Genomic DNA, 26,165 nt, shown 5'->3' on the forward strand with positions numbered 1-26,165 from the left:
ACCGGGGCTCCGGTACGGTGATCGCATGGTCACCGGAGGACTGCTCGTCGCGGGCACCACGTCCGACGCGGGCAAGAGCGTCGTCACCGCGGGCATCTGCCGCTGGCTCGCTCGCCAGGGCGTGCGCGTGGCGCCGTTCAAGGCGCAGAACATGTCGCTCAACTCCTACGTGACCCCCGGTGGCGCCGAGATCGGCCGGGCCCAGGCCGCGCAGGCGCAGGCCGCCGGCCTGGAGCCGGTCGCCGACATGAACCCGATCCTGCTCAAGCCGGGCGGCGAGCGCCGCAGCCAGGTCGTCCTCATGGGCCGGCCGGTCGCCGACGTGGACGCGATGGAGTACGGCGAGCTCAAGGACCTCCTCCGCGCCACCGCCCTGGAGTCCCTGGCCCGGTTACGGGCCCAGTACGACGTGGTGGTGTGCGAGGGCGCGGGCAGCCCCGCCGAGATCAACCTGCGCCGCACCGACCTCGCCAACATGGGCCTGGCCAGGGCCGCCGGCCTGCCGGTCGTCGTGGTCGGCGACATCGACAGAGGAGGCGTGTTCGCCGCCTTCCACGGCACCGTCGCCCTGCTGGAGCCCGCCGATCAGGCGCTCGTCGCCGGATTCGTGATCAACAAGTTCCGCGGCGCGCGAGAGCTGCTGGAGCCCGGACTCGACATGCTGCGCGAGCTGACCGGCCGGCACGTCTACGGCGTGCTGCCCTGGCTCGACGGCCTCTGGCTGGACGTCGAGGACTCCCTGGCGCTCGACGCCCGCCACGTCGCCGCCCGCCCGCCGCACGGCCGGCAGACCCTGCGCGTCGCGGTCGTCCGGCTGCCGCGCATCTCCAACTTCACCGACCTCGACGCGCTGGCCGCCGAACCGGGCGTCGTCGTCCGCTTCGTCACCGGCCCCGCCGAGCTGGACGACGCCGACCTCGTCGTGCTGCCCGGCTCGCGCGCCACGGTCGACGACCTGCGCTGGCTGCGCAGGACGGGCCTCGCCGCGGCCGTCGCCGAGCGGAAGGGGCCGGTGCTCGGCGTCTGCGGCGGGTTCCAGATGCTCGGGCGCGAGATCGTGGACGCGGTCGAGTCGGGCGCGGGCCGGGTCGAGGGGCTCGGTCTGCTGCCGGCGCGGGTCGAGTTCGCCCCGGAGAAATGCCTCGGCCGGCCCGAGGGGACGGCGTACGGGCAGCCGGTGCGCGCCTACGAGATCCACCACGGGCGGGTCACCGTGGAGGGCGGGGAGCCGTTCCTCGACGGCTGCCGGGTCGGCGACGTGTGGGGCACCACCTGGCACGGCGCGCTGGAGAACGACGGCTTCCGCCGCGCGTTCCTCGCCGACGTGGCCGCGCGGGCCGGGCGCGAGTTCGTCCCGGCGCCCGGCACCGACTTCGCGGCGCTCAGGGAGGCCAGGCTGGACGCGCTCGGCGACCTCGTGGAGCGCCACCTCGACACCGGCGCGCTGCTCCGGCTGATCAGCGACGGCCCGCCGGAGGTCCCGTTCCTTCCACCGGGAGCTCCCGCCGCGCGGTGATCCAGGCGTCGGCGCGCTCCCAGTTGTCGTACAGCCAGCGCACGGCCTCCTCGCGCCCCCGCGGCACCTCGCCGGCCGGGACCCGCCACCACGTCGCCGAGATGCGCACGGTGTAGGGCAGCCTGCGCCACACGTCCCCGAGCGTGACCAGGTCGTCGAGGCCGGTGTGCGCCACGAACACCACGTCGGCCCCCGGGCAGGAAGCGATCGCGGCGAGCGCGCCGTTCGGCCGCGGCGGCAGCACGTGCTCCATGCGGCGGGCCCGCGCGGCCTCCTCCGTCAGCCCCTTCGCCTCCAGCCGGCGGATCGCCACCCGGCGGCGGCGCGGGCTGAAGTTCGCGCCCTCCGGGAAGATCACCAGGGCGTCCCGGTCGCCCATCGTGCCGGCCAGGCGGCGGATCTCCTCGACGATGCGCCGGCGGCCGGAGCGGCGGGGGACGAACGCGTTCGGCAGCCGGTTGACCATCACGTCGAGCGTGGGATCGTACTGGAGCGCGGCCTTCATCACGATCCTCGGCCGCCGGTCGTGGGCGACGAGCAGGCGGTGGATCAGCAGGAACGAGTCGCCGGGGCCGGCGTGCCTGGACAGCACGATCAGCGGCCGGGGCGGCGCGTCGTCGGCGCAGGGCGGGCCCTCGACGTCCACGGTCAGGCGGAAGATCCGTTCGGCGGCGCCGTACAGGCGCGACAGGAACCACCCGACGAGCGCGTAGTGCCGCTCCCGGCGGCGGGCCCCGCCCGCCACCCACAGCCACAGGCAGGCGATCAGCACCAGCGACTCCAGCGTCAGCCAGGCGACCGCGAACCACACGAACCGCGGCGCCCGCCGCTGCGGCGGCGGCAGCCCCATCGAGGCGACGGCCGCGACGACGAGCCACAGCGGCAGCGTGACCAGCATGGCCACCGTCACCAGGACGATCAGCGGCGCCAGCACGACCCGGCGCAGAATGCGTGGGGGGAGCAACACGGCCTCCCTGGACTAGGTTGTCCTCCCTCCTCTGCCCTCATCCGCCATGGTCGCTCAAATACCGGGCGGACGCGTGGTACGCCCGCTCGATGCAGGCCGACACCTGCGCCCCGTCGCGGTAGCGGAGCGGCGACATCGCCTCGGTCGCCCCGGCGGGCAGCACGTGCACCTCCACGCCCGGCGGCAGGCTCGCCATGTCCTCGGCGAAGCGGTGCCGGCGGGCGATCTCGAACGCCACCATCCCCACCTCCCAGAACCGCCGCGGCGCCGTCAGCGGGCGCTCGATCCTGCCGACGTGCAGCACGTACACGCGCTTGGCCCCGAGCCGCACCGCCCGGCCCACCGGGATGCTGTGGACCAGGCCGCCGTCGTAGAAATGCTCCCCGCCGATCACCATCGGCGGCAGCAGGCCAGGCACCGCGCACGACGCCAGCACCGCCGGCACCAGCGGCCCCGCCGTGAACCAGTGCGCCGCCGCCCGCTCCACCGACGCCGCCACGCACTGGAACGGCACCGCCAGCTCCTCGATCCGCTCCACCCGTACGGTCTCGGCGAGCACGTCGCGCAGCGGCCCGATCGGATGCAGGTGGGTGCCGGTCCTCGCCAGCGTCGACAGCCGGGCCACCCACGAGCCGGCGAACGCGGTGCGGACGATGTCGGAGCGCCACAACCCGGTCAGCCGCTCCACCGCCTCGCCAGGCCCGGCGGCGATGACGGCCCCGTTCAGCGCGCCCACGGACGTGCCCACCACCAGGTCGGGACGGATGCCCGCGGCGTCCAGCGCCCGCAGCATGCCCACCTCGTGCGCGCCGAGCACGCCACCGCCACCGAGCACGAACGCCGTCTCCACGCCCTCACCCTCCCCTTGCCGCGCCTCGGAAACGAACGGCCCGCGAACCTTGCCGGATCCGCCCGCTGACGCCCTACCCACAACGGCGGGACGATGCCGCCATGACAGCAGTGGTGCAGGCCGAAGGGCTGACCAAGTACTACGGCAGCCGCCGGGGCCTCGCGGACCTCACGATGGAGATCCAGCCGGGCGAGGTCTTCGGCTACCTCGGACCCAACGGCGCCGGCAAGACCACGACCATCAGGCTCCTGCTCGACGTGATCAGGCCGACCAGCGGCCTCGTCCGCGTCCTCGGGGGCTCACCGCGCGAGCCCGCCGTCCGCGCCCGCATCGGCTACCTGCCGGGTGACCTGGTGCTGGAGAGCCGCGACCGCGCGCTCGACTACCTGCGCTTCCTCGGCCGGGTACGCGGCGGCGTCCCCGAGTCGCGCATCGCGGCACTCGCCGAGCGCTTCGACGCCGACCTGTCGGTGCCGATGCGCAAGCTCTCCAAGGGCAACCGGCAGAAGATCGGGCTCATCCAGGCGTTCATGCACGAGCCCGAGTTCGTCATCCTCGACGAGCCGACCATGGGGCTCGACCCGCTCGTGCAGCACGAGTTCCTGGCGCTGGTGCGCGAGGTGCGCGCCTCCGGGCGTACCGTCCTCATGTCCTCGCACGTCCTCGCCGAGGTGGAGAGCGTCTCCGACCGGGTCGGCATCGTACGCGGCGGGCGGCTCGTCGCCGTCGAGAACGTCGCGGCGCTGCGCGAGAAGGCGGTGCGCCGGGTCGAGCTGCACTTCGCGGCGCCCGTGCCGCGCGCCGACTTCGAGGGGCTGCCCGGCGTACGCGACCTGCGCCTGGAGGGGGCCGCCCTGTCCTGCACCATCGACGGCCGCCCGGACGCGCTCGTCAAGGCCGCCGCCCGCCACACCGTGGTCCACCTGGTGAGCGCCGAACCCGACCTCGAAGAGATCTTCCTGACCTACTACAGCGACGAGGAGCGGCCCCGATGAACGGCCCGCTGATCAGCAAGAGCCTGCGCGACCACCGCGGCGTAACGTTCTGGTGGACCGCCGGCATCAGCGCCTTCGTGGCGCTCTACCTCGCGGTCTACGGGAGCATCAAGGAGAGCCCGGACGTGTACGGGCCGGCGATGATCGCCAAGTTCCCCGGCCCGCTGCGCGACCTCATGGGCGGCCTCGCCGACATGACCAGCGGCGCCGGGTACCTCCAGACCGCCGTCTACCAGCTCTTCGTCCCCATGCTGTTCATCGCGTGCGCGACGCTGCTCGCCAACCGGGCGCTCGCCGGGCCCGAGGAGAACGGGACCCTGGAGCTCGTCCTCACCCTGCCGGTGGACCGCAGGCGGCTCGTGCTCGCCAGGCTCGCCGCGCTGACGCTCGGCCTGCTCGCGGTCGCCGCCGTGACGCTGCTGGTCGCCTGGGGGATGAGCGCCCTGGTCGAGAACGGGGTGCCGTTCGGCCGCATCCTCGCCGGTCACCTCGGCGTGCTGCTCCTCGGCCTGTTCCACGGCACCGTGGCCCTGGCCGTCGGCGCGGCCACGGGGCGGCGGCTCGTCGCCTCGGCCGTGGTCGGGGTGTGGGTCGTGGCCGGCTACATGGTGGTCACCGTCGGGCGCTCCTGGGACGCGATCTCCTGGCTCAAGTGGGTCTCACCGTTCCACTACTACGCCGAAGGGCGGCCCCTCTTTGAGGGGGTGCCGGTGGGGGACTACCTTGTGCTGGCGGGAGCGACGGTCGTGCTCGCGCTCACCGCGGTGCTCGCCTTCGACCGGCGCGACGTAGGAGTGTGATGACCCTGCCACCCCTACCTGCGGCCCCCCGCGACGACCCCCCACCCCCCGGCACCCCCTCCGCCAGAGGCGCCTCCTCGGACGCGGGACCCTCAGGCCCGTCCACCTCCGGTCCGGGAGCCTCCGGCATGGGGACGTCCGGCGCGGGGTCCTCTGCCTCCGAGGTGCGGGGTGGCTTGCTCGACGCATGCCGCAGGATTCTGTCCGAGGCGGCGGGGACGGGGCGGGCGCCCGACCGGCACGCGCTCGACTCGTGCCGCGCCGCCGGCGTACGGGCCGCCGAACTGGGGGTGCCGCTGCGCTCGCTCGTGGACGACGCCCTGGCCGCCGCCGACGGCCTCCCACCCGTCCTGCCCGCGCTCCGCCGCGCCGTCTCCGCCCTCATGGAGGGGTACGAACAGGCCCAGCTCGCCGCGATCCGGGACGAGGAGGAGGCCCGCAGGGAGTTCGTGGACGACCTGCTCCAGGGCCGGGCCGAACGCCTGGCCGAACGTGCCGAGCACTTCGGCCTGCGCCTCGCCGAGTCGTACGTCGTCGCCGTGGCCGGCAACCTCCCCTCCACGAGCCTCACCCAGGACAGGAACGCCGTCGAACGCGCCCTCGTCACCCGCTTCGGCTCGCACAACGTCCTGGTCGCCGTCCACGACGACCTCCTGGTGTGCGTGGCCCCGGCCACGCTGCCGGCCGCCGTCGGCGAGTTCACACACCACGTACGCGCCCGCTTCGCCACCGGCTGGCGTGTCGGCCTGGGCCGGGCGCACCGCGGCCCGGGCGGCGTCGTCACCTCCTACCGCGAGGCCGCCCAGGCCCTGGCGCTGGCCGACGCCTTATCGCTCAAGATCGACGTCGTACGCGCCGCCGACCTGCTGGTCTTCCCTGTCCTGCTCCGCGACCGCAGCGCCATCGAAGACCTGGTGACCAGCGTCCTCAGCCCGCTCCTGGAGGCGCGCGGCGGCCACGAACCGCTGCTGGAGACCCTGGAGGCCATCTTCGCCTCCCACGGCAACCAGACGGCCGCCGCCCGCAAGCTGCGGCTGAGCCCGCGCGCGGTGACGTACCGTCTGGAGCGCATCCGCCGCCTGACCGGCTTCTCCCCGGACGACCCCACCCAGCGCTTCACCCTGGAGACCGCCGTCCTGGGCGCCCGCCTCCTCGGCTGGCCGAACGCCTGACCAAGCCCTTCGGGCAGCCGTCGGCCGCCGTGCCGGACACATGCTCGAGATCATGCCCCTGCTCTCCTCCTGAGAAGATCTGCACATGTTCGATGCCCTGCCGGCACCACTGCGCGCCATCATGGCGAGGTACAACAGTTTCCTCGGTGGACACCAGGAGATGTTCTGCTATACGGTCACCACCCCATTGAGGCTGGACGAGGCGTTGCAGCGAATGGGATTACAAGCCGGGGATCTTCAGCCCAGGGCGGAACATGACCTCCTCGATCATGACGGATGCGTTTTCATCGATCAAGTGGAAGACGCTGTAGTGACGTGGGACTGGCAATCCGTCGCGGGTCTGTATCTACGCACCGACGATGCGCTTCGACGTGGCGTCACACGCGCGATCGCCCAATGGGACTTCTACAATCTCGATTTCTCATTCAGCTCACCGGCCGGCCCGGGTTTCGGCTGGAGTGAGGCATACCTCTTCGAATCGGATGACGCCGCCGAATCCATACGGGAAGCAGCGACGCCCTTCGAAGGCCCGTATGCCCGCTACCGGCCGCTCTTCGACCCGTATCTGCGCGAAGTTGATGATCATCTTGATGACGATGACGGCGAAGCGGATCCCGCCTACCTGATGGCCGCGATTCTCACCGCCTTCGAGCTGGAGACCCGAATTCGGTTGGACGAGGAACTGCTCCGCAGCCTCCGCTATTCCATCCACATGCCTCCACATCTCCGGTATTGAGTCACGCGCAGGATCGGCGTCCGCATCAGCAAAAGTTCTCTGTCACCAGTTCTGTTCAACGCTGTCGAGCCGCTCGCTCGACAGCATGACGCCGCTCGCCATGGACATCGCGGCGAACGCTGCCGAACTCGTATACTTGCCGGGCTGCGCTCGCCAGGCGATGCGAACTTCTTCGATGTCATCTGCCAACGGCTCTCCTGCGTCCAATGCACCGTCACAAAGAGCATCAGTTGTGCTCGGCTGCGTCTGCCCGTTGACTAGATGATCGAACGTATCTCGCCCCGGTTGCATGAGATGCGCGCTCCAGGTTGGCGAGCCGCCTCCTGAAAAGTCGTTGCAGCCGGTCCTGTCGATCGGTGATGTCTCAGCTGTCGAACAGGAAGAAGCTGTCTTCCTGGAAATCGTTCGACGAGGATCATCTGGAGGGTTTCCGTGTGGAAGTCATGCACCCCCGCTCGCTCTACGCGGACGGCGTCGGCGACCACACCCCGGCCGCGGTCCCCTCCTCGACGTGCCGGCGGTAGGCGGTGACCTTGCCGTGGATGATCTCCAGGCTCGCCGTCAAATCGGCGATCCGGTCGCGTACGGCCCGCTCGTGCTCCTCCAGCAGTGCGAGCCGCTCCGGCTCGTTGCCCGGCCCCGACCGCACGAGGTGGGCGAACCTCCTCAGGGTGGCGATGGGCATGCCGGACTCGCGCAGCCGGTTGCACAGCAGCAGCCACTCCACGTCGGCCCGGTCGTAGGCCCGCTGCCCGCCTGCCGTGCGCGGGATCGGGCGCAGGAACAGCTCCTCGCGTTCGAAGAAGCGCAGCGCGTGTACACCGAGCCCGGTGGCCTGCGCGACGTCACCGATGGACAGGCGGTCGGTGTCCCTGCTCATGGCACCTCGCCATAGTTTGACCTAGATCGCAGTCTAGATTCTACGGTCAGGGGCATGGCATCAGCACAACAGAAACTAGGTTCGGGATTCGGCGCGCACAGTACGGCGGACGATGTCCTCGCCGGTCTCGACCTGTCCGGCCGTAACGTTCTGATCACCGGCGGCTACTCGGGCCTCGGCCTGGAGGCGACCCGCGCGCTGTCGCGGGCCGGAGCGCACGTCGTCGTACCGGCCCGCCGTCCCGGCGTCGCAGCGGACGCGCTGCGCGATCTCCCCCGCACGGAGGTCCGGGAGTTGGACCTGGCCGACCTCGGCAGCGTGCGGGCCTTCTGCGACCTGTTCCTGGAGACCCGCCGTACGCTCGACATCGTCATCGGCAACGCGGGCGTCATGGCCTACCCTCAGCGGCCCGTCGGCCCCGGTTGGGAGGCGCACTTCGCCATCAACCACCTCGGTCACTTCGCCCTGGTCAACCGGCTGCGCCCGGCGCTCGCCGGGGCCCGGGTGATCTCGGTCTCCTCCTCGGGCCACTTCCTGTCCGACATCCGCTGGGACGACCCGCACTTCCGCCACGGCTACGACCACTGGGTGGCCTACGGGCAGTCCAAGACGGCCAACGCCCTGTTCGCCGTCCATCTCGACGCACTCGGCGCGGCCGACGGCCTGCGCGCCTTCTCCGTGCACCCGGGCAGCATCCTCACCCCGCTGCAACGCCGGATCCCCCACGAGGAGCAAGTCGCCCAGGGCTGGATCACCGGCGACCGCCCGGCCGACGGCTTCAAAACCCCGGCCCAGGGCGCAGCGACGGCGGTGTGGGCGGCCACTTCGCCCCTGCTGGAGGCGTACGGCGGCGCCTACTGCCAGGACTGCGACCTCGCCGAGCCCGCGGCTTGCGACGACATGCTGGTCGGCGGCGTCAAGCCGTGGGCGGTGGATCCCGACGCCGCCGCCCGCCTCTGGCGCCTCTCCGCCGACCTCACCGGTCACACCGCCTTCGGCTGACCGTCCGGCTCACCCGCGAGCGGACGCCCGGGGCCGCAGCGGCAGCGCGGCCACCGCCGCGAGGTCTGCGCGGCAGGAGGTAAAGGCGCGGGCGGTGGCGGGAGAGCCACCGCCCGCGCGAGCGGTCGTTCCGGTGGCGCGGCAACAACATCCTGACGATGGCGGCGGGAGCTCGTGATGATCAACTCCCTGTCAGGAGCTTCTTTTGTCGCCGAGGAAGGCGCACGGAGCGGAAGGGTGATCGAGTCGTCGTGACCGAGACGGCTCGTGGATGTCGGTGCGACGCTGAAGCCGTGTGGCTTCAGTTCTTTCATGACTCCCCGTAGCCGTCCGCCGTCGGCCCGGACGGCTACCCTCACCGAGGTATGGTCACCGGCCGATCGTCACGGGATGAGGAGCAGTTTGCCGGTCGTGCGCCGGCCGGCCAGGTCCTCGTGAGCCTTCCGTGCGTCCGCCAGCGGGTAGCGGTGCGAGATGTTGACGCGCAGCTCGCCCGCCGCGATCCAGCCGAACAGGTCGGACGCGCGCTGCAGCAGCTCCGCCCGCTCGGCGATGTAGTGCACGAGTGTCGGCCGGGTCAGGAAGAGCGAGCCCTTCTTGTTGAGGGTCTGCGGGTCGAGGGGCGGGACCGGGCCGCTCGCCGCGCCGTACAGGGCCATGAGGCCGCGCGGGCGCAGGGCGTCCAGGCTGCCGTCGAAGGTGGCCTTGCCGACGCCGTCGTACACGACGTCGATCGTGCCGCGCAGGGCCTCGGCGAAGTCGTCGTAGCGCAGCACCTCGTCGGCCCCGGCCTCGCGGGCCAGCTTCTCCTTCTCGTCGGTGGACACCGTGGCGTACACCTTGGCGCCCCGCAGTTTGGCGAGCTGGATCAGCAGCTGGCCCATGCCGCCCGCGCCCGCGTGCACGAGGACGCGGTCGCCCTCCTTCACCTCGTGCGTGGAGTGGGTCAGGTAGTGGGCGGTCATGCCCTGCAGCATCGTCGCGGCGGCCAGCTCGGCCGACACGCCGTCCGGCACCGGCACCAGCCGCGCGGCCGGCACGACGGCCTTCTCGGCGTAGCTGCCGAGCACGTTCGCCCAGGCCACGGTGTCGCCGACGGCCACGTCCCGCACCCCGGCCCCGACCGCCGCGACCGTGCCCGCCCCTTCGGAGCCGATGGTGATGGGCAGGTCGAGCGGGTACGCGCCGGAGCGGTGGTAGATGTCGATGAAGTTGACGCCGCTGGCGGCGACGTCGACCACGACCTCGCCGTCACCGGGCGTGGGGTCGGGACGCTCGACGTATTCGAGAACTTCTGGACCGCCCTGGGCGGAGACGAAGATGGCATGCATGCCCATAGTCAACTCCGCGCGAGAGTCCGGTCGCCACCCGGACCCCCGCAACACCCCCTTGACGGACTCGACGGGTGGCGGCTCAGATCGAGCCGTGATGAGCCCGTAGGTGGTGGGGAGTGGGGCGAGGCCGGGTGGTCAGGGCGTCGTGGTGAGGCGGGCCAGGGCGCCGGCTTCGAGGGCGGTCCAGATTGCTCCGTCCGGGCCCACCGTCAGGCCGTGTGGCTCTGCCTTCCATGGTTCGCCGCCTCCATGACCGGGTGGTGGCTCCGGGAGGGGGAATTCCTGGATGGCGCCATCCGGGGTGATGCGGCCGATGCGGTCGGTGCCCCAGAGGGTGAACCACAGGGCGTCGTCGGGGCCTGCGATGATCGCGTGTGGGCGGGAGGCGGGGTCGGCGAGTGGGTACTCGTCGATCTTGCCGGTCGGGTCGATGCGGCCGATCTGCCCGGTGCCGATCTCCACGAACCACAGCGCCGCGTCGGGGCCGAGCGTGATGCCGACCGGGGCGGCGGCCTCCGTGGGCAGCGGGTGGAGGGTCACCTCGCCGGTCAGTGAGACGCGGCCGATCGCGTTGCCCTGGTTGAGGGTGAACCACAGGGCCTCGTCGGGACCGGGGGTGATGAAGGCGGGCATGCCGCCGGGCGACGGGATCTCGAAGTCGGCGCGGTCGCCGTCCGGGGTGATGCGGCCGATGCGGCCCGGCTGCATCTGGGTGAACCACATGGCGCCGTCTGGGCCCGCCGTGATGCCGAACGGGGAGTCGGCGGGGTAGGCGGTCACCTCGCCGTCGGCGGTGATCCTGGACACCCGGCCGCCCTGGCCCTCGGTGAACCACATCGCGCCGTCCGGGCCAGGCGTGATCACGGTGGGCTGGCCGTCGGCCGGGTCGAGCTGGTGGATCACCGGGGCGTCGTGACCGGGGCGCAGGCGTCCGATGCGGCCTTGGTGGACGAGGGTGAACCAGAGCTCGCCGTCCGGACCGGTCGTGATGCCGTACGGTGTGCCGGCGTCGATCATGGTCAACATATACGTCCCCCTACGAGGTGCAGGTGTTCGCCGCGGAAGCGCTGGGTCAGCGCGCGGTCGTGCGACACCACGACGAGCGTGCCGCGGTAGTGGTCGAGTGCCTGCTCCAGCTCCTCGGCCAGGAGTGGCGAGAGGTGGTTGGTGGGCTCGTCGAGCAGGAGCAGGTCGTGCTCGGAGGCCAGCAGGCGGGCGAGGGCCAGGCGGCGTCGTTGCCCCACTGACAGCTCGCCGACCTTCTGCCGGAGCGTGTGCGGGGCGAAGAGGCCGGTGCCGAGGAGGGCGGCCTCGCGTTCGTCCGGGTAGCCGTGACCGTAGGCGGCGAGGACGGTGAGGTCGGGGTCGAACGTCACCTCCTGGGGGAGGTGGCCGACTCTGACCGAGGCGCGGGCGGCCTCGTCGGCGAGCGCTTGCAGGAGCGTGGACTTGCCGGCGCCGTTGGGGCCGCGTACGAGCAGGCGGTCTCCTGGGGCGAGGGCCAGATGCGGGACGTGCAGGCGGCCGTCGCCGATCCGGACGTCGCGGAGCTCGACCAGCACCGCTTGCTCCGATGGCGAGGAGGCGCTCCCGGTGGTTCCGGTGGTTACGGGGACGGCGGTGGGTGGGCCGTCGGGGGTGAGGGGTGGGGTGAAGGGGGAGTGGAAGTGGAGGGGGGATGGGGGGCGGGGGATCGGGTTGTCGAGGAGGCGGCAGAGGCGTTCGTGGGCGTTGCGGACGCGGCTGGAGATCGAGCTCTGCACGCGCCCCGCGTTACGGTCGTAGGCCATCTTGTTGTTGTCGCGCATGAGGCCGCCGGCGGCGACGCGATGGGCGGTGGTGGCGGCGTGCTCGCGCACCTGGCGCACCTCCGCGCACCAGGCCGCGTACGCCTGCTCCCAGCGGGCCCGCGCCGTCGCCTTGGCGGCGAGGAAGCCGTCGTAGCCGCCGCCGAAGCGGGTGACGGCACCGCCCTCGACCTCCAGGACGGCGGTCGCGACGCGGCCGAGGAAGACGCGGTCGTGGGAGACCACGACGACCGTGCCGCGATGCTCGCGCAGGCGGTCTTCGAGCCAGGTCAACGCCGGCTCGTCGAGGTGGTTGGTGGGCTCGTCGAGGAGCAGGACGCGGGGCGCGGCGGCGAGGACGCAGGCCAGCCCGAGCCGGGCCAGCTCGCCTCCCGACAGGCTGCCGAGGGTCCGGTCGCGGCCGACGTGGGCCAGGCCGAGGCCGTGGAACGCCTTGTCGACGCGGGCGTCCGCCTCGTAACCGCCGCGCGCCTCGTAGAGCGTCTGCAGCTCGCCGTACTCGGCGAGGGCGGCGGTGCCGTCGGCGGTGTCGTCTGCGGTGTCGGCGGCGGCCGTCGCGAGGGTCGTCTCCAGGTCGCGCAGGCGGCGCTCGATGGCCCGGAGCCCGGCCAGGGCGGTGTCCACGGCCTGCTGGACGGTGTGCGTGGGCGGCAGGTCCAGGGTCTGGCCGAGATAACCCACCTCGTCGGCGGCGGTGGGCACGGTGATCTCGCCGTCGTCGGGGCGCTCGACCCCGGCCAGGAGCCGGAGCAGGGTGGACTTGCCCGAGCCGTTCTCGCCGACGACGCCCGCGCGCTCGCCCGCCTTGACGGACACGGTGACGTCGTCGAGCACGACGTGCTCGCCGTAGGACTTGGAAACGCTACGAAGGTGGATCAGGATGGAACTCCAATCGCAACTGCGGTAGCGTTAGCTAACCACAAGCGGGCAGACAAACGCAACTGGAGTAGTTTTTGGAAGCGGGTGGCAGCAAACGGCCGGGAGGGCGCAGCGCGCGCGTACGCGACGCCGTACGCCAGGCGACCCTCGCCGAGCTGGCCGAGCACGGCTACACCGGGCTGACGGTCGAGCGGGTGGCCGAGCGGTCCGGCGTGCACAAGACGACCGTCTACCGGCGCTGGGGCAACGTGGAAGGGCTCATCTCCGACGCGCTTGAGCTGGCGCGCGACGAGCCGTGGCCCATCCCCGACACCGGGACGATCGAGGGCGACCTACGGGGCGTCGTGCAGCTTGTCCGGTCGGGGTTCGACGATCCCGAGCTGGGGCCGGTGTCGTCGGCGTTCGTGGCGGCCGCCGTGCAGAACGAGGCGGCGGCGCGGGCGCTGCACGACTTCTTCGTGGCCAGGCACGACCAGTCGGCCGAGGTCGTACGGCGGGCGGTCGCCCGGGGCGAGCTGCCCGACGTGGTGGACGTCCGCGAGGTGATCAGGGTGGCGGTCGCGCCCGTCTACTACCGGTTGTTCGTGGCGCACGAGCCGGTCAGTGAGCGGGACGCCGACCGTGCCGCCGACGCCGCCCTGGCCGCCGCCCGCGCCGGAGTCCTCTGAGCCAAGTCTTGCGAGCAGAGGTTCTCTGAGCAGAGGTCGGCTGCGCCGTGATCAGAGGCCGGCTGCGCCGTGATCAGGGGCCGGCCTTCTTGCCGCGCAGTTCGAAGTCGTCGAACGTGGTCCGCAGCAGCGACCCCTCGGCCTTCGTCGTACGCGCGAACAGCCCGAGCGTCCCGTTGCCGATCCCGTCCGGGTCCTCCACCTGGTGCACCCGGTCGTCGTTGACCCACATGGTCAGCCGCGTCGCCGTGTCCACCTGCTCGCACGCCACCACGATCCTGACCGGCCCGCCGGACAGCCCGTCCACCTGGACGGGAGGGGCGAGGGTGCCGCCCGCGCCGTCCACCACCCGCCGGATCCTGGCCTTGCCCGCCGTGTCCAGCCCGAACTCGTAGTAGGACTTGTCGTCGGCGGCGTGGCAGTAGACGCCGTACTCGCCGGTGCCCGACGCCTTCTTGACCTCGGCGGTGACGCCGATGACCACCGACGTCGGCAGCATCGGCGTGGGCTTGGCCGTGGGGTCGGGCGTGGTCGTCGGCGTGGCGACGAGGAAGGGGACGGGGGCCTCCGCCCACCGCTCCTCCCAGCCGCTGCCCTGCTTGACGTCCAGTCCGTACGTCCCGTCCGTCCGGTATCCGTAGGAGGCGTCGGCACTGGCGTCGTAGGTGCCGTTCCAGCCGCCGGAGGTCTGGGTGAAGTCCTCGGCGTACAGGACGCCGAGGTCGGGCGGGCCGCCGGGCGACAGCAGCGCCCACGCCCCGACGGACGCGGCCACGAGCAGCGCGGCCCCGGCGGCGACGGCCGCGTACAGCTTGCCGCGCCGCGCCCCGCCGACAGGCTGCGGCGCGTAAGGGACGCCGGCGTGCTGCCAGGTCGCCTGGACCGTCCGCGTGGCCTGCTCCGGCTCGGCGGCCCGCCCGACGAGGTGGTCGAGGAGCTGCTGGGCGGTCGGCCGGGCGGCCGGGTCCTTGCGCAGCGCGGCCCTGACCAGCTCGCGCATCCCCGGCTCGACGCCGTCGAGCGCGGGCTCGGTGTTGAGCACCTGGTAGACGATGGTGGGCAGCGTGTCACCGGGGAACGGAGCCCGCCCGCTCGCCGCGAACGCCACCAGGCACCCCCACGAGAACACGTCGCAGGCCGGCGAGACCGGCTCGCCCCGCAGCACCTCGGGCGCCATGTAGCGGGGCGTGCCGACCAGCTCGCCGGTGCCGGTGACGCCGCCGAGCGTGTCGAGCGCCCGCGCGATGCCGAAGTCGATCACGCGCGGGCCGACCGGCGACAGCAGCACGTTGGACGGCTTGAGGTCGCGGTGGACGACCCCGGCCGCGTGGATGGCGGTCAGCGCCGTCGCCACGCTCACGGCCAGCGCGTCGAGGCTGGAGCCGCGCAGCGGGCCCGACTCGCGTACGGCCTGCTCCAGGCTGGGGCCCGGCACGTACTCGGTGACGACGTAGAGCTGGTCGCCGTCGAGCGCCGCCTCCAGGACCGCCGCCGTGCAGAACCTGCGCACCCGGCGCGCGGCGTCGGCCTCCCTGCGGAAGCGCAGGCGGAACTGCTCGTGCTGGCTCAGCTCGGGGTTGATGACCTTGACGGCGACCCGCTGGCCGGCGGGGTCCTCGGCGAGGTGAACCGTGCCCATGCCGCCCCGCCCCAGCACGCTCAGCACCCTGTAGCGCCCGATGTGGGAGGTTTCACCGTTCTTCACGCCGCGCAAGCTTACCGACACCGCCATGATCGCGGGAGTTGGTCACAAGGCCCCTCGGATCCTCGCCAGCGACGGCGGTCCCGCCGCCCCCGCCACCAGCACCCGGCATCCCGCGGCGGTGGCCGCCGCGACGCCCGCCGGACTGTCCTCGACTGCCACGCAGCGCCGGGGGTCCGCGCCGAGCCGCCGGGCCGCCTCCAGGTACGGGTCCGGATGCGGCTTGCCGCGCGCCGCCTCCCCGTCGGCGACGACCACGTGGAACGAGTGGCGCAGGCACGGCAGCACCAGCTCGACCACGCGCCGCGGGGACGCGCTGACCAGGGCCGTGGGGATGGACGCGGCCGCGAGGTCGGACAGGAGCTCAAGGGCCCCGGGCATCACCGGCACGCCGTCGCGGCCGAGCCGCTCGGCGAAGGCGTCCACCAGCCGCTCCGCCAGCGCGCCCACAGCTCCGCCCACATCCTCGGACACGGCTCCGGGCTCAGCGGCGGACGGGAGGAGGTGGGCGGCGGCGTCGGCGGCGGTGCGGCCGCGTACGTGCGGCACGTCGTCCGCCCCCAGCCGCCGCCCGAGCGTCGCGGCGACCCCGGCCACCGCCCGCCACCACGCCCCCTCGGTGTCCACGAGCGTCCCGTCCAGGTCGAGCAGGACCGCCTGAGGATCAGACGGCATCAGCGGCGGCCACGACGGGAGCGGGCGCCGTGACCGTACGGGCCGCCACCAGCACGGGCCGCTCCACCAGCCGCACCGCGACCCGCGTCCCTGGCCCGAGCCGCGCGGCCTCGTGGCCGGGCACGTCGGCCAGCACCTCGCCGCCGTCCACGGCGAGCCGGAGCCGTACGGACGCGCCACGGAAGGAGGCCGCCAGCACCTCGGCCGTCGCGTCCTCGGCGGACCCGTCCTCGGCGGGCTCCACCCGGACCGCCTCCGGCCGGACCAGCACGTCCACGTCCGCGCCGGCCGGTACGGGGCCGTCCACGGGCAGGCTCTGGCCGAGCACGCTCACCCGGTCGCCGCCGAGCGTCCCTGCGAGGTGGTTCATGGTGCCGACGAACTCCGCGACGAACGGCGTCGCGGGCCGGTCGTAGACCTCGGCAGGCGCGCCCACCTGCTCCAGCCGCCCCTCCCGCAGCACCGCGACCCGGTCGGCGACCGACAGGGCCTCCTCCTGGTCGTGGGTGACGAAGACGGTGGTGATGCCCAGGTCGAGCTGGAGCCGCCGGATCTCCTCGCGCAGGGTGACCCGTACCTTGGCGTCCAGCGCCGACAGCGGCTCGTCGAGCAGCAGCACGCGCGGCTCCAGGGCGAGCGCGCGGGCCAGCGCGACCCGCTGCTGCTGGCCGCCGGAGAGCTGGTGGGGGTAGCGGTCGGCGTGCTGGGGCAGGCCGACCAGCTCCAGCAGTTCGTCCGCGCGCGCCCGCCGGGTGGCGGCGGGCACCTTGCGCACGCGCAGCCCGAAGGCGACGTTGTCGCGGGCGTTCAGGTTGGGGAACAGCGAGTACGACTGGAAGACCATCCCGGCGTCGCGCTTGTTGGCGGGCACGCGGGTGACGTCCTTGCCGTCCACGAGCACCGCGCCGGAGTCGGGCCGCTCGAACCCGGCCACGCACCGCAGCGCCGTCGTCTTGCCGCACCCGGAAGGGCCGAGCAGGGCGACGAACTCGCCGGGCTCGATGAGCAGGTCGAGCCCGTCCAGCGCGACCGTCCTCCCGAACTCCCGCCGCAGCGCCCGGAATTCGACGGACGCCGGAGCCGATGCGGTCATTTCCTTTTCTCCCTACCGAAGACGGTCGACACGGCCAGCAGGAGCAGCCAGATGATGAGCAGGCTCAGGATGGAGACGGCCACCGAGAGCTGGCCCCTCGACCCCGACACGGTCACGATCCACACCGCGAACGGCTGGTAGCCCAGGAGGCTGGCGACGGTGTACTCGCCGAGGACGAGCGCGAGCGTCAGGAACGACGCGCTGGCGAGGGCCGAGCGCAGGTTGGGCACCACGACCCGGAACAGCACGTACGGCCACGAGGCCCCCAGGTTGCGCGCCGCCTCCACCAGCGTCCGCACGTCCATCGTGCGCAGCCCGGCGTCCAGCGACCGGTACACGAACGGCAGCACCAGCACCACGTACGCGAGCACCAGCACGATCGGGAACCCCGGGTCCTGCACCGCGATGATCGTGGCCCAGAACGGCGTCGGCGCCAGCATCTCGGTGCCGTTCCGCAGCGCCGTGGACAGCCCCGCCACGAACGTGATCGGCGGCACCACCAGCGGCAGCGTGCACAGCACCTCCATGACAGGACGCAGCCGCGGCGCGAACAGCCGTACGGCCAGCATGGCGGGCAGCGCCAGCAGCAGCACCACGGCGATCGTGGCCGCGGCGAGCCCCAGCGACAGCGTCAGGGAGCTCGCGAAGCCCTCGGCCGTCAGCAGCTCGGCGTAGGGCGCGAACGACACCCCGGACCTGGGCGAGTAGAGGGTGTACCAGAGCGAGGCGCCGAGCGGCACCAGGAAGTAGAGCCCGGCCACCAGGAACACCAGCCCGCGCCACACCCTCGGCCGGGCGGGCGCCTTGGCGGGGGCGGCGGTGGCGACGGGCTCCAGCCCGGTCAGTGCAGCCATCGCGAGGTCCTCCTCTGCAGCGGCAGGTAGATCGCCATGACCAGGCCGGCCACCACGATCATGTCGAGGCTGAGCGCCAGCGCGATGTTCTCGTAGCCGATCAGCACGTCGCCGGTGAGCGCGGCGGCGATCTTCAGGGTGACGAGCGGCACGACGGTGCCGACCATGGCGTTGGCGGTGGCGTAGGCGGAGAAGGCCGAGCCGAACAGCAGCACCACGCCGCCCAGCATGGCCGGGGCGAGCACCGGCAGCGCCACGTAGCGCCAGTAGTGCCAGGCGGTGGCGCCGCTGTTGGCCGCCGCCTCCCGCCACTGCGGGCGCAGGCCGTCCAGCGCCGGCGCCATGGCGAGCACCATCAGCGGCACCGAGAAGTACAGGTAGACGACGGCGAGGCCCCAGAACGTGTAGAGCGACCCCGACGGCAGCCCGACCAGCCCGCTGACCACGCCGGAGTTGCCGAGCGTGGCGATCCAGAAGAACGCCAGCGGCACCCCGCCGAAGTTGGCCAGCACGCCGGAGGCGGTCAGCACCGCCTCCCGCAGCAGCCGCGAGCGCGAGGTCACGACGGCGTAGGCGAGGAACGTGCCGAGCACGGCCCCCGCCAGCGCCACCACGGCCGACAGCTTCACGCTGCCGAGCAGGGCGGTCAGGTAGCCGCCCTGCAGGCTCAGCGCCAGGTTGGCCGTGCTGGGCCGCCCCTCCGCGGTGAACGCCCCCGCCACCAGCACGACGGCGGGCACGCCGAAGACGAGCGCGAAGAACGTCAGCAGGGGCAGCGCGCCCAGCCAGCCGCTCGACCGGGGACGGCTCATCCGGAGATCGCGGCGTCCCAGCCGCTGGCCAGCTTGGCCTTGGCCGCGTCGACCTGCTCGGTGGTGGGGAAGGTCGGCTCGCCCTCCACCTTGGGCAGCTTGTCGGCGAGCGCCTGGTCGGCGGTGCCGTCGGCGGTCATGGCGGGCAGCAGCACGGGACGGGCGAAGCCCTTGAGGAAGAGGTTCTGGCCCTCGGCGCTGTAGAGGTACTCCTGCCACAGCCGGGCGGCGGCCGGGTGCGGGGCGTCCTTGTTGATCGCCTGGGCGTACATCTGGAAGTACTTGCCGTCGGAGGGGATGTTGACCTGCCAGTCGATGCCCTTGTCGGCCATCTGGGGGGCGTAGGCGGCGTTGTTGTAGTCCCAGTCGATGCTGATCTGGGTCTCGCCCTTCTCGATGGTGGCCGGCGTGGTCTCGACCGGGTTGTAGTTGCCGGCGTCCTTGAGCTTCTTGAAGAAGTCGATGCCGGGCTGGATGTCGTCGAACGAGCCGCCGTTCGCGAGCGCGGCGGCGTACACGCCGGCGAAGGCGGAGCCCGCCTTGGTCGGGTTGCCGTTCATCGCGACCTTGCCCTTGTACTCGGGCTTCAGCAGGTCCTGGAAGCTGGCAGGGCAGGTGGCGATCTTCTTGGCGTCGCAGCCGATGGACACGTAGCCGCCGTAGTCGTTGACCCAGAGGCCGCTCTGCTCCTTCTGGCCCTCGGGGATCTTGTCGAACGTCTGCACCTTGTACGGCGCGAACAGCCCCTCGGCCGCGCCGCTGAGCGCGAACGACTGGCCGAGGTCGAGCACGTCGGGGGCGCGGTCCTGGCCCTTGCGGGTCTTGACGGCGTTGATCTCGTCGGCGCTGGACGCGTCGGGGGTCTCGCTCTCGATCTTGATGCCGTACTTGGCCTGGAACTTCTCGATGATCTCGCCGTAGTTCGCCCAGTCGGGAGGCAGGGCGATGACGTGCAGCGCGCCCTCCTTCTTGGCGGCCTCGACGAGCTTGTCCAGCCCGCCGAAGTCGGCGGCGGAGGTGGCGGTGGCGGCGTTCGCCCCGCCCTGTGACGCTTCGGTGGTCTGCTGGGTGCCGGGGGCGGCGCCGCAGGCCGCGGTGGCCAGTGCGAGTATTGCGGCGATTCCGGCCGCTCGGGCGCGAGAGGTGAGCACGACGCCTCCATGTGCAGGGGGGTATGGCACGAAAGTAAGGGAACTTGTACAAACAAGCGAGCACCAGTAAGTCGCATGAACGTTGCTCTTTCATGAACGGGGAGGGGCGGGCGTGGCTGCTCGCTATGAACTGATCGCTGATGACCTGCGGGAAGGCATCCTCTCCGGCGCGTACCCGGTGGGCTCGCAGCTCCCCAGCGAGGCCGAGCTGGCCCGGCGGCACGGCGCGGCGCGCGGCACGGTGCGCCAGGCGGTGGCGGTGCTCGCCGCCGAGGGGCTGGTGGGCTCCCGGCAGGGCGCCCGGCGCATCGTGCTCGGCGCGGCGCCCAGCCAGAGCTTCGCCGAGCTGCACAGCTTCGCGCAGTGGGCGCGCGCGGGCGGCCACCGCTTCGGCGGCCAGGTGATCGAGCAGCGCCGCCGCCCCGCGAGCGCCGCCGAGACGGCCAGGCTCGGCGGCGGCGAGGTGCTGGAGGTGCTGCGGCTGCGCACGCTGGAGGGCGAGCCGGTGCTGGTCGAGCGGACGGTGTACGCCGCCTGGGTGGCCCCCGCCGTCGAGGCGCTGCCCGCCGACTGCGAGTCGGTCACCCAGGCGCTGTACGACACCGCCGGCCTCGTGTGCGCCTACGGCGAGCACCTCATCGACGCGGTCGCCGCCGGCGCCCAGGACGCCCGCCTGCTGGGGGTGCGCCGCGGCAGCCCGCTGTTGCGCCAGCGCCGCACCACGACGACCCACGAGGGCCGCCCCGTGGAGTCCTCCGACGACCGTTACCGCGCGGGCAGCGTGGCCTTCAGCATCCGCAACTCGATCGGCGCGAACCCGCTCGTACGGCAGGCGATCGACTTGCGTTCCGCGCCCGGAGAACATATGTTCGAGTCATAAGCGCCCGCCTTCCCCCGGGTGGCTCACGAACACGACCAGAGCCGCGTGGGAGAAGCGTCTTGAGCAGACTCTATGGCGATCCGATAGAGGTGTGGACGAGGGACGGGGAGCCGATCCAGTTCGTCTGGCGCGACCGGCTCTACCTGGTCCGCCGCGTCCTCGACCACTGGGTGGTCGCGCGCGAATGGTGGAAGACCAGCGAGGGAGATCCGGGCGAGCGCCGGTTCTGGCGCGTGGACGCCGGTCCCGGCCGCGAGGTGGGCTCCTACGAGCTGCGCTACGACACCGCCGCCAACGGCTGGCTGCTGCTGAGGGCGTGGGACTGATGGCGCCGCCGTTCCCGCACCTCAACGTGTGCTCGGCCTACTCCATGCGCTACGGCACCGCCTTCCCGCAGGCGCTCGCCGGCCGCGCCGCCGAGCACGGCATGGACATCCTGGCCCTGACCGACCGCGACGGGCTCTACGGCGCCGTCAAGCACGTTCAGGCGTGCGCCGACGCCGGGATCGCGCCGGTCGTCGGGGTCAACCTGGCGCTCGACGCCCCGCCGGCCGGTCCGGCGCCCGGCATGCGCGCCGAGCGGCCCCGCACCGGCCCCGAGGCCGAGGACCGCGTCACCGTGCTGGCCCGCGGCGAGGGCTGGTCGCGCCTGGCGCGCCTGGTGACGGCCGCCCACCGGGCCGGCGAGCGCGGCAGCCCGAAGGTGACCCGCGAGCTGATCGGCGCGTGGGCGGGCGGGCCGGGCGGCGAGCACGGGTTCGGGGCGGACGACGGGCTCGTGGTGCTGCTCGGCCCCCGTTCCGACGTGGGCCGCGCGGTGGCCGCGCGGCGCGACGAGCACGCGCGGACGCTGCTCGGCCTGTGGCGGGCGGCGGTGCCCGCCGTGGTGATCGAGCTGGTCGACCAGTACGGCTTCCGCGACGCGACCACCGCCGTGCGCATGCTCGGCCTGGCCGAGTCCATGGGCGTGCCCGCCGTGCTCACCAACGCGGTGCGCTACCTCGACCCGGCCGACCACCAGGTGGGCGACGTGCTCGACGCGGCCCGCCAGCTCGTCCCCCTGCACCCGCGCCACCTCGACCGGACGACCTCGCACGCCTATCTCAAGAGCACCAAGGAGATGTGGCAGGTGGCGGCCAAGGTCTGCGGCGCCGACCGGACGCGGGTGGGGCGGCTGCTGCTCACCACCCGGCGGCTGGCCGAGGCGTGCGCGATGGACCCGCTGCGGCTGCTCGCGCTCCGCAACGACCCGCCCGACCTGCACCTGCCCGAGATCGGCAGGGACCCGGTGCCGCTGCTGCGCCACCGCGTCGAGGACGGCCTGCTCCGGCGCGGCCTCGGCCGCGACGCGGGCGCCCGGCGGCGGCTCGGCGAGGAGATGACGATCATCGAGCGCAAGCGCCTGTCCGGCTACTTCATCGCGGTGGCCGGCATCACCGACATGATCCGCGGCATGGGCGTGCGCTGCGCCATCCGCGGCTCGGGCGCCGGCAGCCTGGTCAACTACCTCATCGGCATCGGCGAGGTCAATCCGCTCGACCACGGCCTGCTCATGGAGCGGTTCCTGTCCGAGGGGCGCGTCGGGCTGCCCGACATCGACGTGGACGTCGAGTCCGCCCGCCGCCTCGACTGCTACAAGGCGATCTTCGAACGGTACGGCGAGGACCGCGTGGCCTGCGTGTCCATGATGGAGACCTACCGGGCGCGCAGCGCCATCCGCGACGTCGCCGGGGCGATGGGCCTGCCGCCGCACGAGATCGACACGATCGCCAAGGCGTTCCCGCACATCAGGGCCAGGCAGATCACCGCCTCGCTCGCCGACCTGCCCGAGCTGCGCGGCAGCCGGCTCGGCGACGCCGGGCTGGACCGGGTGTTCCGCCTCGCCGAACGGCTCGACGGGCTGCCCCGGCACATCGCGCTGCACCCGTGCGGGGTGCTCGTCGGCAACTCCGGCCTCCTCGACCGGACGCCGGTCGAACGCAGCCTGCTGGAGTTCCCGATGTCGCAGTTCGACAAGGACGACGTGGAGGAGGCCGGGCTGCTCAAGCTGGACGTGCTGGGCGTGCGGATGCAGTCGGCGCTGGCGTACGCGCTGGGCGAGATCAAGCGCGTCGACGGCGTCACCGTCGAGCTGGACACCCAGCGCGGCGACGACCCGGACGTCCAGTACGTCCCGCACGACGACCAGGAGACCTACGACATGGTCTGCGCGGCGCGGACGATCGGGTGCTTCCAAATCGAGTCGCCCGGTCAGCGGGAGCTGGTCGCCAAGCTGGAGCCGCGCAAGATGCACGACCTGATCGTGGACATCTCGCTGTTCCGGCCGGGGCCGGTCAACTCCGACATGATCACCCCGTACCTGGAGGCCAGGCAGGGGTGGCGGCAGCCGCACTACCCGCACGAGCGGCTGCGCGAGGCGCTGCGCGAGACGCACAGCGTCGTGGTGTTCCACGAACAGGTCCTGAAGATCATCTCGGTGATGACCGGGCGCGACCTGTCCTTCGCCGAGCTGCTGCGGCGCACCCTCGGCACGCCGGAGGGACGCGAACGGGTGCGCAAGACGTTCGTGCCCCTGGCGCGGGCCAACGGCTTCGACGACGCGGCCGTGGACCGGGCCTGGCGGGTGCTGGACGCGTTCGGCGGGTTCGGGTTCTGCAAGGCGCACGCGGCGGCGTTCGCGCTGCCCACCTACCAGTCGGCGTGGCTGAAGCGGCACCACGCGGCGGCGTTCTTCGCGGGGGTGCTCACGCACGACCCCGGCATGTACCCCTCGCGGGTGATCATCGACGAGGCCAGGCAGTGCGGGGTCAAGATCCTGCCGCTCGACGTCAACAAGTCCGGCAAGGACTGGCGGGTGGAGCGGCTCGGGCCGCGCGTGCCGGTGCGGGTGCGCCCCGACCGCCTGGCCGGCGCACGGCGGCGGGAGTTCCGGGCCGCGGACATCGGCAAGGGGTACGCGCTGCGGGTGCCGTTCTCGGCGGTCAAAGGGGTGAGCGAGGCCGAGGTCGAGCGGATGGTGGCCGGGCAGCCGTACACCTCGCTGGCCGACTTCTGGGACCGCGCCCGGCCCTCGCGGCCCGTCATCGAGCGGATCGTCCAGGTCGGCGGCCTCGACGCGCTGCACGACCTGCGTCCCGGCGGGCCGCGCTGGAAGCCCGGCGAGCTGACCCGGCGCGACCTGATCGCGCGGATCGGCGCGCTCGAACGGTCGTCGGCGAGCGGCGTACGGGCCGGGCCGCGCGCCTCCAAGCGCTACACCCGCACCGCCACCCGGGCGGTGGAGCCCCAGCCGTCGGCGCAGCTCCCGCTGGGCTTCACCGAGCACCTGCCGCCCGGCGAGCTGCCCGAGATGACCGAGGCCGAGATGGTCGAGGCCGAGCTGGAGATCCTCGGCATGGACGTCAGCCGGCACGTCATCAGCTTCCACGACGAGCTGCTCGACCTGCTCGGCGTGGTGCGCGCCCGCGACCTGCTGCGCATGCGCAACGGGTCCGAGGTGCTGGTGGCCGGGGTCAAGGTGGCCACGCAGACGCCCGCCGTGCGCTCGGGGCAGCGGGTCGTCTTCACCACCCTGGAGGACTCCACCGGGCCGATCGACCTGACCTTCTTCGAGTCGGTCCAGGGGCACTGCGCCGCGACCGTGTTCGGGGCGTGGCTCATGCTGGCCAAGGGGGTGGTGCGGCGCACCGGGGTGCGGGCGGTGTCGCTGCGGGCCCTCGACTGCTGGGACCTCGCCGACCTGGACGGGCTGTGGCGTTCGCAGGGCATCGACGCGGTCCGCGACCTGCTCCGCCGTACGCCGGGGGAGCAGGCGGGCGTGGGCGGGCGGAGCATCGAGTATCCCAACGGCTTCCGGTTGTCGCCGTACGCCGACATCGCCCCGGCCGTCGTCAACCCGGCCCGCCGTCTCTGGCACGCCAGCCCCGGCAGCTCCGGCCCCACGGCCGCCTGACGGGTCACATGGGGTGGCTGAGAGAGGTGGAGTCGGGGGCGGGTTTGGCGGACAGAGGGCGGAGGGAGGCGAGGGGGGAGCGGGCGGCGCGCTGGAGCCGGGTCAGCTCGCGGACGGTGCCCGCGCAGAGGGCGGCGGCGACCGCCGCGCACAGCAGCTCCGGCGCCCCCACCCCGGTGAGGCCGCCGGACGCGGAGTCGAGCGGCAGCCGGATCGTGACCAGCGCGAGCGTGGCCAGCCAGCTCAGCCACCACCCGGCCAGCAGCGCCAGCCACCGGCCGCGCCGCCCCGCGGGCGGCCGGGCGCCGCGCCAGACCTCGTCGAGGAGCACCGCGGGCGCCACCAGGTTGACGCCGGGGATCAGCCAGGCCGCCGCCACCGGCGCGGTCGCCGCCGAGCGGTCGTTGGCCTGCCTGGCCCGGACGAGCCACGTCACGTACGCGGCCCCGGCCGCGACCGAGGTGCCCGCGACCAGCATGATCAGCACCGCGAACACGGTCACCGCGCCCACGACCGCCTCCGCCTCGGCCCCCTGGGGACGTCCGCCGAACGCGGCGAGCTGGGCGGCGAGCTGCCGCCCGCGCACCTGCTCGAAGATCACCAGAGCGGCGAGGGAGAGGACCTGCGCGGCGAGCGTGACGTAGACGGCGGAGGCGGCTCTGGTGGGCGGTGCCTGGGTGTGGCGCATGTTCTCTCCCCGGGCCTTGCGCTGCGGTTCTGATTCACTTTTTATCCCGCGGGCCCCACCGTTAATCAGCTCACCACGCCGGATTCCCACGCCCAAGCAGCGATTTCGACCCGATTGCGCACGCCGAGCTTGGCGAAGATGCTGCCGAGGTGCGTCTTGACGGTCGACAGCGACACGAACAGCTCGGCCGCCACCTCCTGGTTGGTGCGCCCCCGCGCGATCAGCCGCACCACGTCCAGCTCGCGCTCGGTCAGCGGGTCGTTCATGGGCGGCGGCGCGGCCCGCCTCGGCTGGGCGAGGTGCTGCAGCAGCCGTACGGTGACCGACGGCGACACCAGCGCGTCCCCGGCCGCGGCCGCGCGCACCGCCTCGATGAGCAGCGTGGGCCCGCTGTCCTTGAGCAGGAACCCGGTCGCGCCGGAGCGCAGCGCGCCGTAGACGTACTCGTCGAGGTCGAACGTGGTGACGATGACCACCCGCAGCGGGTTCTCCACGCCGGGCCCGGCCAGGATCCTGGTCACCTCGATGCCGTCGAGCCTCGGCATCCTGATGTCCAGGAGGCACACGTCGGGCCGCAGCCGCCGCGCCTCCGCCACCGCCTCGGCGCCGTCGGCCACCGCGGCGACGACCTCCATGTCCGGTTGCGCGTCCAAAATCATCTGGAAGCCGGTACGTACCAGCTGCTGGTCGTCGGCGACGAGAACCCGAATAGTCACGACCCCAACTCTAAGGAGATCGGCCGTTCGGCCGA

General features: G+C 72.7%; 25 protein-coding genes. 10 read left to right on the top strand and 15 right to left on the bottom strand.

Going from position 1 to position 26,165, the window contains the following annotated elements; all coding sequences use genetic code 11:
* Positions 1-25: 25 nt before the first annotated feature.
* Positions 26-1,516: a cobyric acid synthase gene (locus ABD292_RS11210; protein WP_344207036.1), complete on the top strand. Its 1,491-nt coding sequence runs from the start codon at positions 26-28 to the stop codon at positions 1,514-1,516.
* Here the strand turns inward: ABD292_RS11210 and ABD292_RS11215 are convergent.
* Entirely contained in the window at positions 1,458-2,480 is a 1,023-nt protein-coding gene (locus tag ABD292_RS11215; RefSeq protein WP_344207037.1) for a 1-acyl-sn-glycerol-3-phosphate acyltransferase, read from the bottom strand. The genes ABD292_RS11210 and ABD292_RS11215 overlap by 59 nt on opposite strands.
* A 40-nt stretch (positions 2,481-2,520) precedes the next feature.
* A complete protein-coding gene (locus ABD292_RS11220; RefSeq protein ID WP_344207038.1) occupies positions 2,521-3,333 on the bottom strand; it encodes a patatin-like phospholipase family protein in 813 nt (270 codons plus the stop codon).
* A gap of 101 nt (positions 3,334-3,434) precedes the next feature.
* Here ABD292_RS11220 and ABD292_RS11225 point away from each other — a divergent pair, with 101 nt between their 5' ends.
* The 4 genes from ABD292_RS11225 (at position 3,435) to ABD292_RS11240 (ending at position 7,036) form a co-directional block, all read left to right on the top strand.
* On the top strand, positions 3,435-4,328 hold the full coding sequence (locus ABD292_RS11225; RefSeq protein WP_344207039.1) for an ABC transporter ATP-binding protein: 894 nt from the start codon (positions 3,435-3,437) through the stop codon (positions 4,326-4,328).
* A complete protein-coding gene (locus ABD292_RS11230; RefSeq protein WP_344207040.1) occupies positions 4,325-5,128 on the top strand; it encodes an ABC transporter permease subunit in 804 nt (267 codons plus the stop codon). The genes ABD292_RS11225 and ABD292_RS11230 overlap by 4 nt, the downstream gene beginning before the upstream one ends.
* A gap of 176 nt (positions 5,129-5,304) precedes the next feature.
* Entirely contained in the window at positions 5,305-6,300 is a 996-nt protein-coding gene (locus tag ABD292_RS11235; RefSeq protein WP_344207041.1) for a PucR family transcriptional regulator, read from the top strand.
* An 85-nt stretch (positions 6,301-6,385) separates the two neighbouring features.
* Positions 6,386-7,036 (top strand): hypothetical protein, encoded by a 651-nt coding sequence (locus ABD292_RS11240; RefSeq protein WP_344207042.1) that lies wholly within the window; start codon positions 6,386-6,388, stop codon positions 7,034-7,036.
* 42 nt (positions 7,037-7,078) lie between these two features.
* On the opposite strand, the gene ABD292_RS11245 is transcribed toward ABD292_RS11240, so the two are convergent.
* Both ABD292_RS11245 and ABD292_RS11250 read right to left on the bottom strand, forming a co-directional pair.
* The gene (locus tag ABD292_RS11245) at positions 7,079-7,225 is read right to left on the bottom strand and encodes a hypothetical protein (protein ID WP_344207043.1); all 147 of its coding nucleotides are present in this window, start codon (positions 7,223-7,225) and stop codon (positions 7,079-7,081) included.
* Between the two features lie 271 nt (positions 7,226-7,496).
* Entirely contained in the window at positions 7,497-7,916 is a 420-nt protein-coding gene (locus ABD292_RS11250; RefSeq protein ID WP_344207044.1) for a MerR family transcriptional regulator, read from the bottom strand.
* A 54-nt stretch (positions 7,917-7,970) separates the two neighbouring features.
* Between ABD292_RS11250 and ABD292_RS11255 the strand changes: the two genes are divergently transcribed.
* A complete protein-coding gene (locus ABD292_RS11255; protein WP_344207045.1) occupies positions 7,971-8,918 on the top strand; it encodes an SDR family NAD(P)-dependent oxidoreductase in 948 nt (315 codons plus the stop codon).
* Between the two features lie 383 nt (positions 8,919-9,301).
* Here ABD292_RS11255 and ABD292_RS11260 read toward each other — a convergent pair whose 3' ends face one another.
* The 3 genes from ABD292_RS11260 to ABD292_RS11270 form a co-directional block, all read right to left on the bottom strand.
* Entirely contained in the window at positions 9,302-10,249 is a 948-nt protein-coding gene (locus ABD292_RS11260) for a quinone oxidoreductase family protein (protein WP_344207155.1), read from the bottom strand.
* Positions 10,250-10,387: 138 nt separating this feature from the next.
* Positions 10,388-11,278, bottom strand: coding sequence for a Vgb family protein (locus tag ABD292_RS11265; protein WP_425565057.1), 891 nt, complete (start codon positions 11,276-11,278; stop codon positions 10,388-10,390).
* Positions 11,272-12,942 (bottom strand): ABC-F family ATP-binding cassette domain-containing protein, encoded by a 1,671-nt coding sequence (locus tag ABD292_RS11270; protein WP_425565066.1) that lies wholly within the window; start codon positions 12,940-12,942, stop codon positions 11,272-11,274. Before ABD292_RS11270 ends, ABD292_RS11265 begins: the two co-directional genes overlap by 7 nt.
* 71 nt (positions 12,943-13,013) lie before the next feature.
* Between ABD292_RS11270 and ABD292_RS11275 the strand changes: the two genes are divergently transcribed.
* A complete protein-coding gene (locus ABD292_RS11275; protein WP_344207048.1) occupies positions 13,014-13,607 on the top strand; it encodes a TetR/AcrR family transcriptional regulator in 594 nt (197 codons plus the stop codon).
* A gap of 73 nt (positions 13,608-13,680) precedes the next feature.
* Here ABD292_RS11275 and ABD292_RS11280 read toward each other — a convergent pair whose 3' ends face one another.
* The 6 genes from ABD292_RS11280 to ABD292_RS11305 are packed head-to-tail and all read right to left on the bottom strand — an operon-like array spanning position 13,681 to position 19,894.
* Positions 13,681-15,312: a serine/threonine-protein kinase gene (locus tag ABD292_RS11280; RefSeq protein ID WP_344207049.1), complete on the bottom strand. Its 1,632-nt coding sequence runs from the start codon at positions 15,310-15,312 to the stop codon at positions 13,681-13,683.
* 42 nt (positions 15,313-15,354) lie between these two features.
* Entirely contained in the window at positions 15,355-15,984 is a 630-nt protein-coding gene (locus ABD292_RS11285; RefSeq protein ID WP_344207050.1) for an HAD family hydrolase, read from the bottom strand.
* Positions 15,974-17,077 (bottom strand): ABC transporter ATP-binding protein, encoded by a 1,104-nt coding sequence (locus ABD292_RS11290; protein ID WP_344207051.1) that lies wholly within the window; start codon positions 17,075-17,077, stop codon positions 15,974-15,976. The genes ABD292_RS11285 and ABD292_RS11290 overlap by 11 nt, the downstream gene beginning before the upstream one ends.
* Positions 17,074-17,931 carry an ABC transporter permease gene (locus tag ABD292_RS11295; RefSeq protein WP_344207052.1) on the bottom strand — a complete coding sequence of 286 codons (858 nt, stop codon included), beginning with the start codon at positions 17,929-17,931 and terminating at the stop codon, positions 17,074-17,076. The genes ABD292_RS11290 and ABD292_RS11295 overlap by 4 nt, the downstream gene beginning before the upstream one ends.
* The gene (locus tag ABD292_RS11300; RefSeq protein ID WP_020542070.1) at positions 17,919-18,743 is read right to left on the bottom strand and encodes an ABC transporter permease; all 825 of its coding nucleotides are present in this window, start codon (positions 18,741-18,743) and stop codon (positions 17,919-17,921) included. The genes ABD292_RS11295 and ABD292_RS11300 overlap by 13 nt, the downstream gene beginning before the upstream one ends.
* The gene (locus ABD292_RS11305) at positions 18,740-19,894 is read right to left on the bottom strand and encodes an ABC transporter substrate-binding protein (RefSeq protein ID WP_344207053.1); all 1,155 of its coding nucleotides are present in this window, start codon (positions 19,892-19,894) and stop codon (positions 18,740-18,742) included. Before ABD292_RS11305 ends, ABD292_RS11300 begins: the two co-directional genes overlap by 4 nt.
* A gap of 112 nt (positions 19,895-20,006) precedes the next feature.
* Between ABD292_RS11305 and ABD292_RS11310 the strand changes: the two genes are divergently transcribed.
* From ABD292_RS11310 to ABD292_RS11320, 3 genes are read left to right on the top strand one after another with little or no spacing between them, the layout of a single operon-like run.
* Positions 20,007-20,774, top strand: a complete 768-nt coding sequence (locus ABD292_RS11310) for a GntR family transcriptional regulator (RefSeq protein WP_344207054.1) — start codon at positions 20,007-20,009, stop codon at positions 20,772-20,774.
* Between the two features lie 59 nt (positions 20,775-20,833).
* The gene (locus tag ABD292_RS11315; protein ID WP_026214111.1) at positions 20,834-21,100 is read left to right on the top strand and encodes a DUF6504 family protein; all 267 of its coding nucleotides are present in this window, start codon (positions 20,834-20,836) and stop codon (positions 21,098-21,100) included.
* Complete coding sequence (locus ABD292_RS11320; protein ID WP_344207157.1) at positions 21,100-24,726, top strand: DNA polymerase III subunit alpha; 3,627 nt, start codon at positions 21,100-21,102, stop codon at positions 24,724-24,726. Before ABD292_RS11315 ends, ABD292_RS11320 begins: the two co-directional genes overlap by 1 nt.
* A gap of 4 nt (positions 24,727-24,730) precedes the next feature.
* On the opposite strand, the gene ABD292_RS11325 is transcribed toward ABD292_RS11320, so the two are convergent.
* Positions 24,731-25,414 carry a DUF4328 domain-containing protein gene (locus ABD292_RS11325; RefSeq protein ID WP_344207055.1) on the bottom strand — a complete coding sequence of 228 codons (684 nt, stop codon included), beginning with the start codon at positions 25,412-25,414 and terminating at the stop codon, positions 24,731-24,733.
* Between the two features lie 65 nt (positions 25,415-25,479).
* Positions 25,480-26,130: a response regulator gene (locus tag ABD292_RS11330; RefSeq protein ID WP_091093801.1), complete on the bottom strand. Its 651-nt coding sequence runs from the start codon at positions 26,128-26,130 to the stop codon at positions 25,480-25,482.
* Between the last annotated feature and the right edge of the window lie 35 nt (positions 26,131-26,165).

It is taken from the genome of Nonomuraea bangladeshensis (assembly GCF_039529455.1).
GTDB classification, from domain to species: Bacteria; Actinomycetota; Actinomycetes; order Streptosporangiales; family Streptosporangiaceae; genus Nonomuraea; species Nonomuraea bangladeshensis.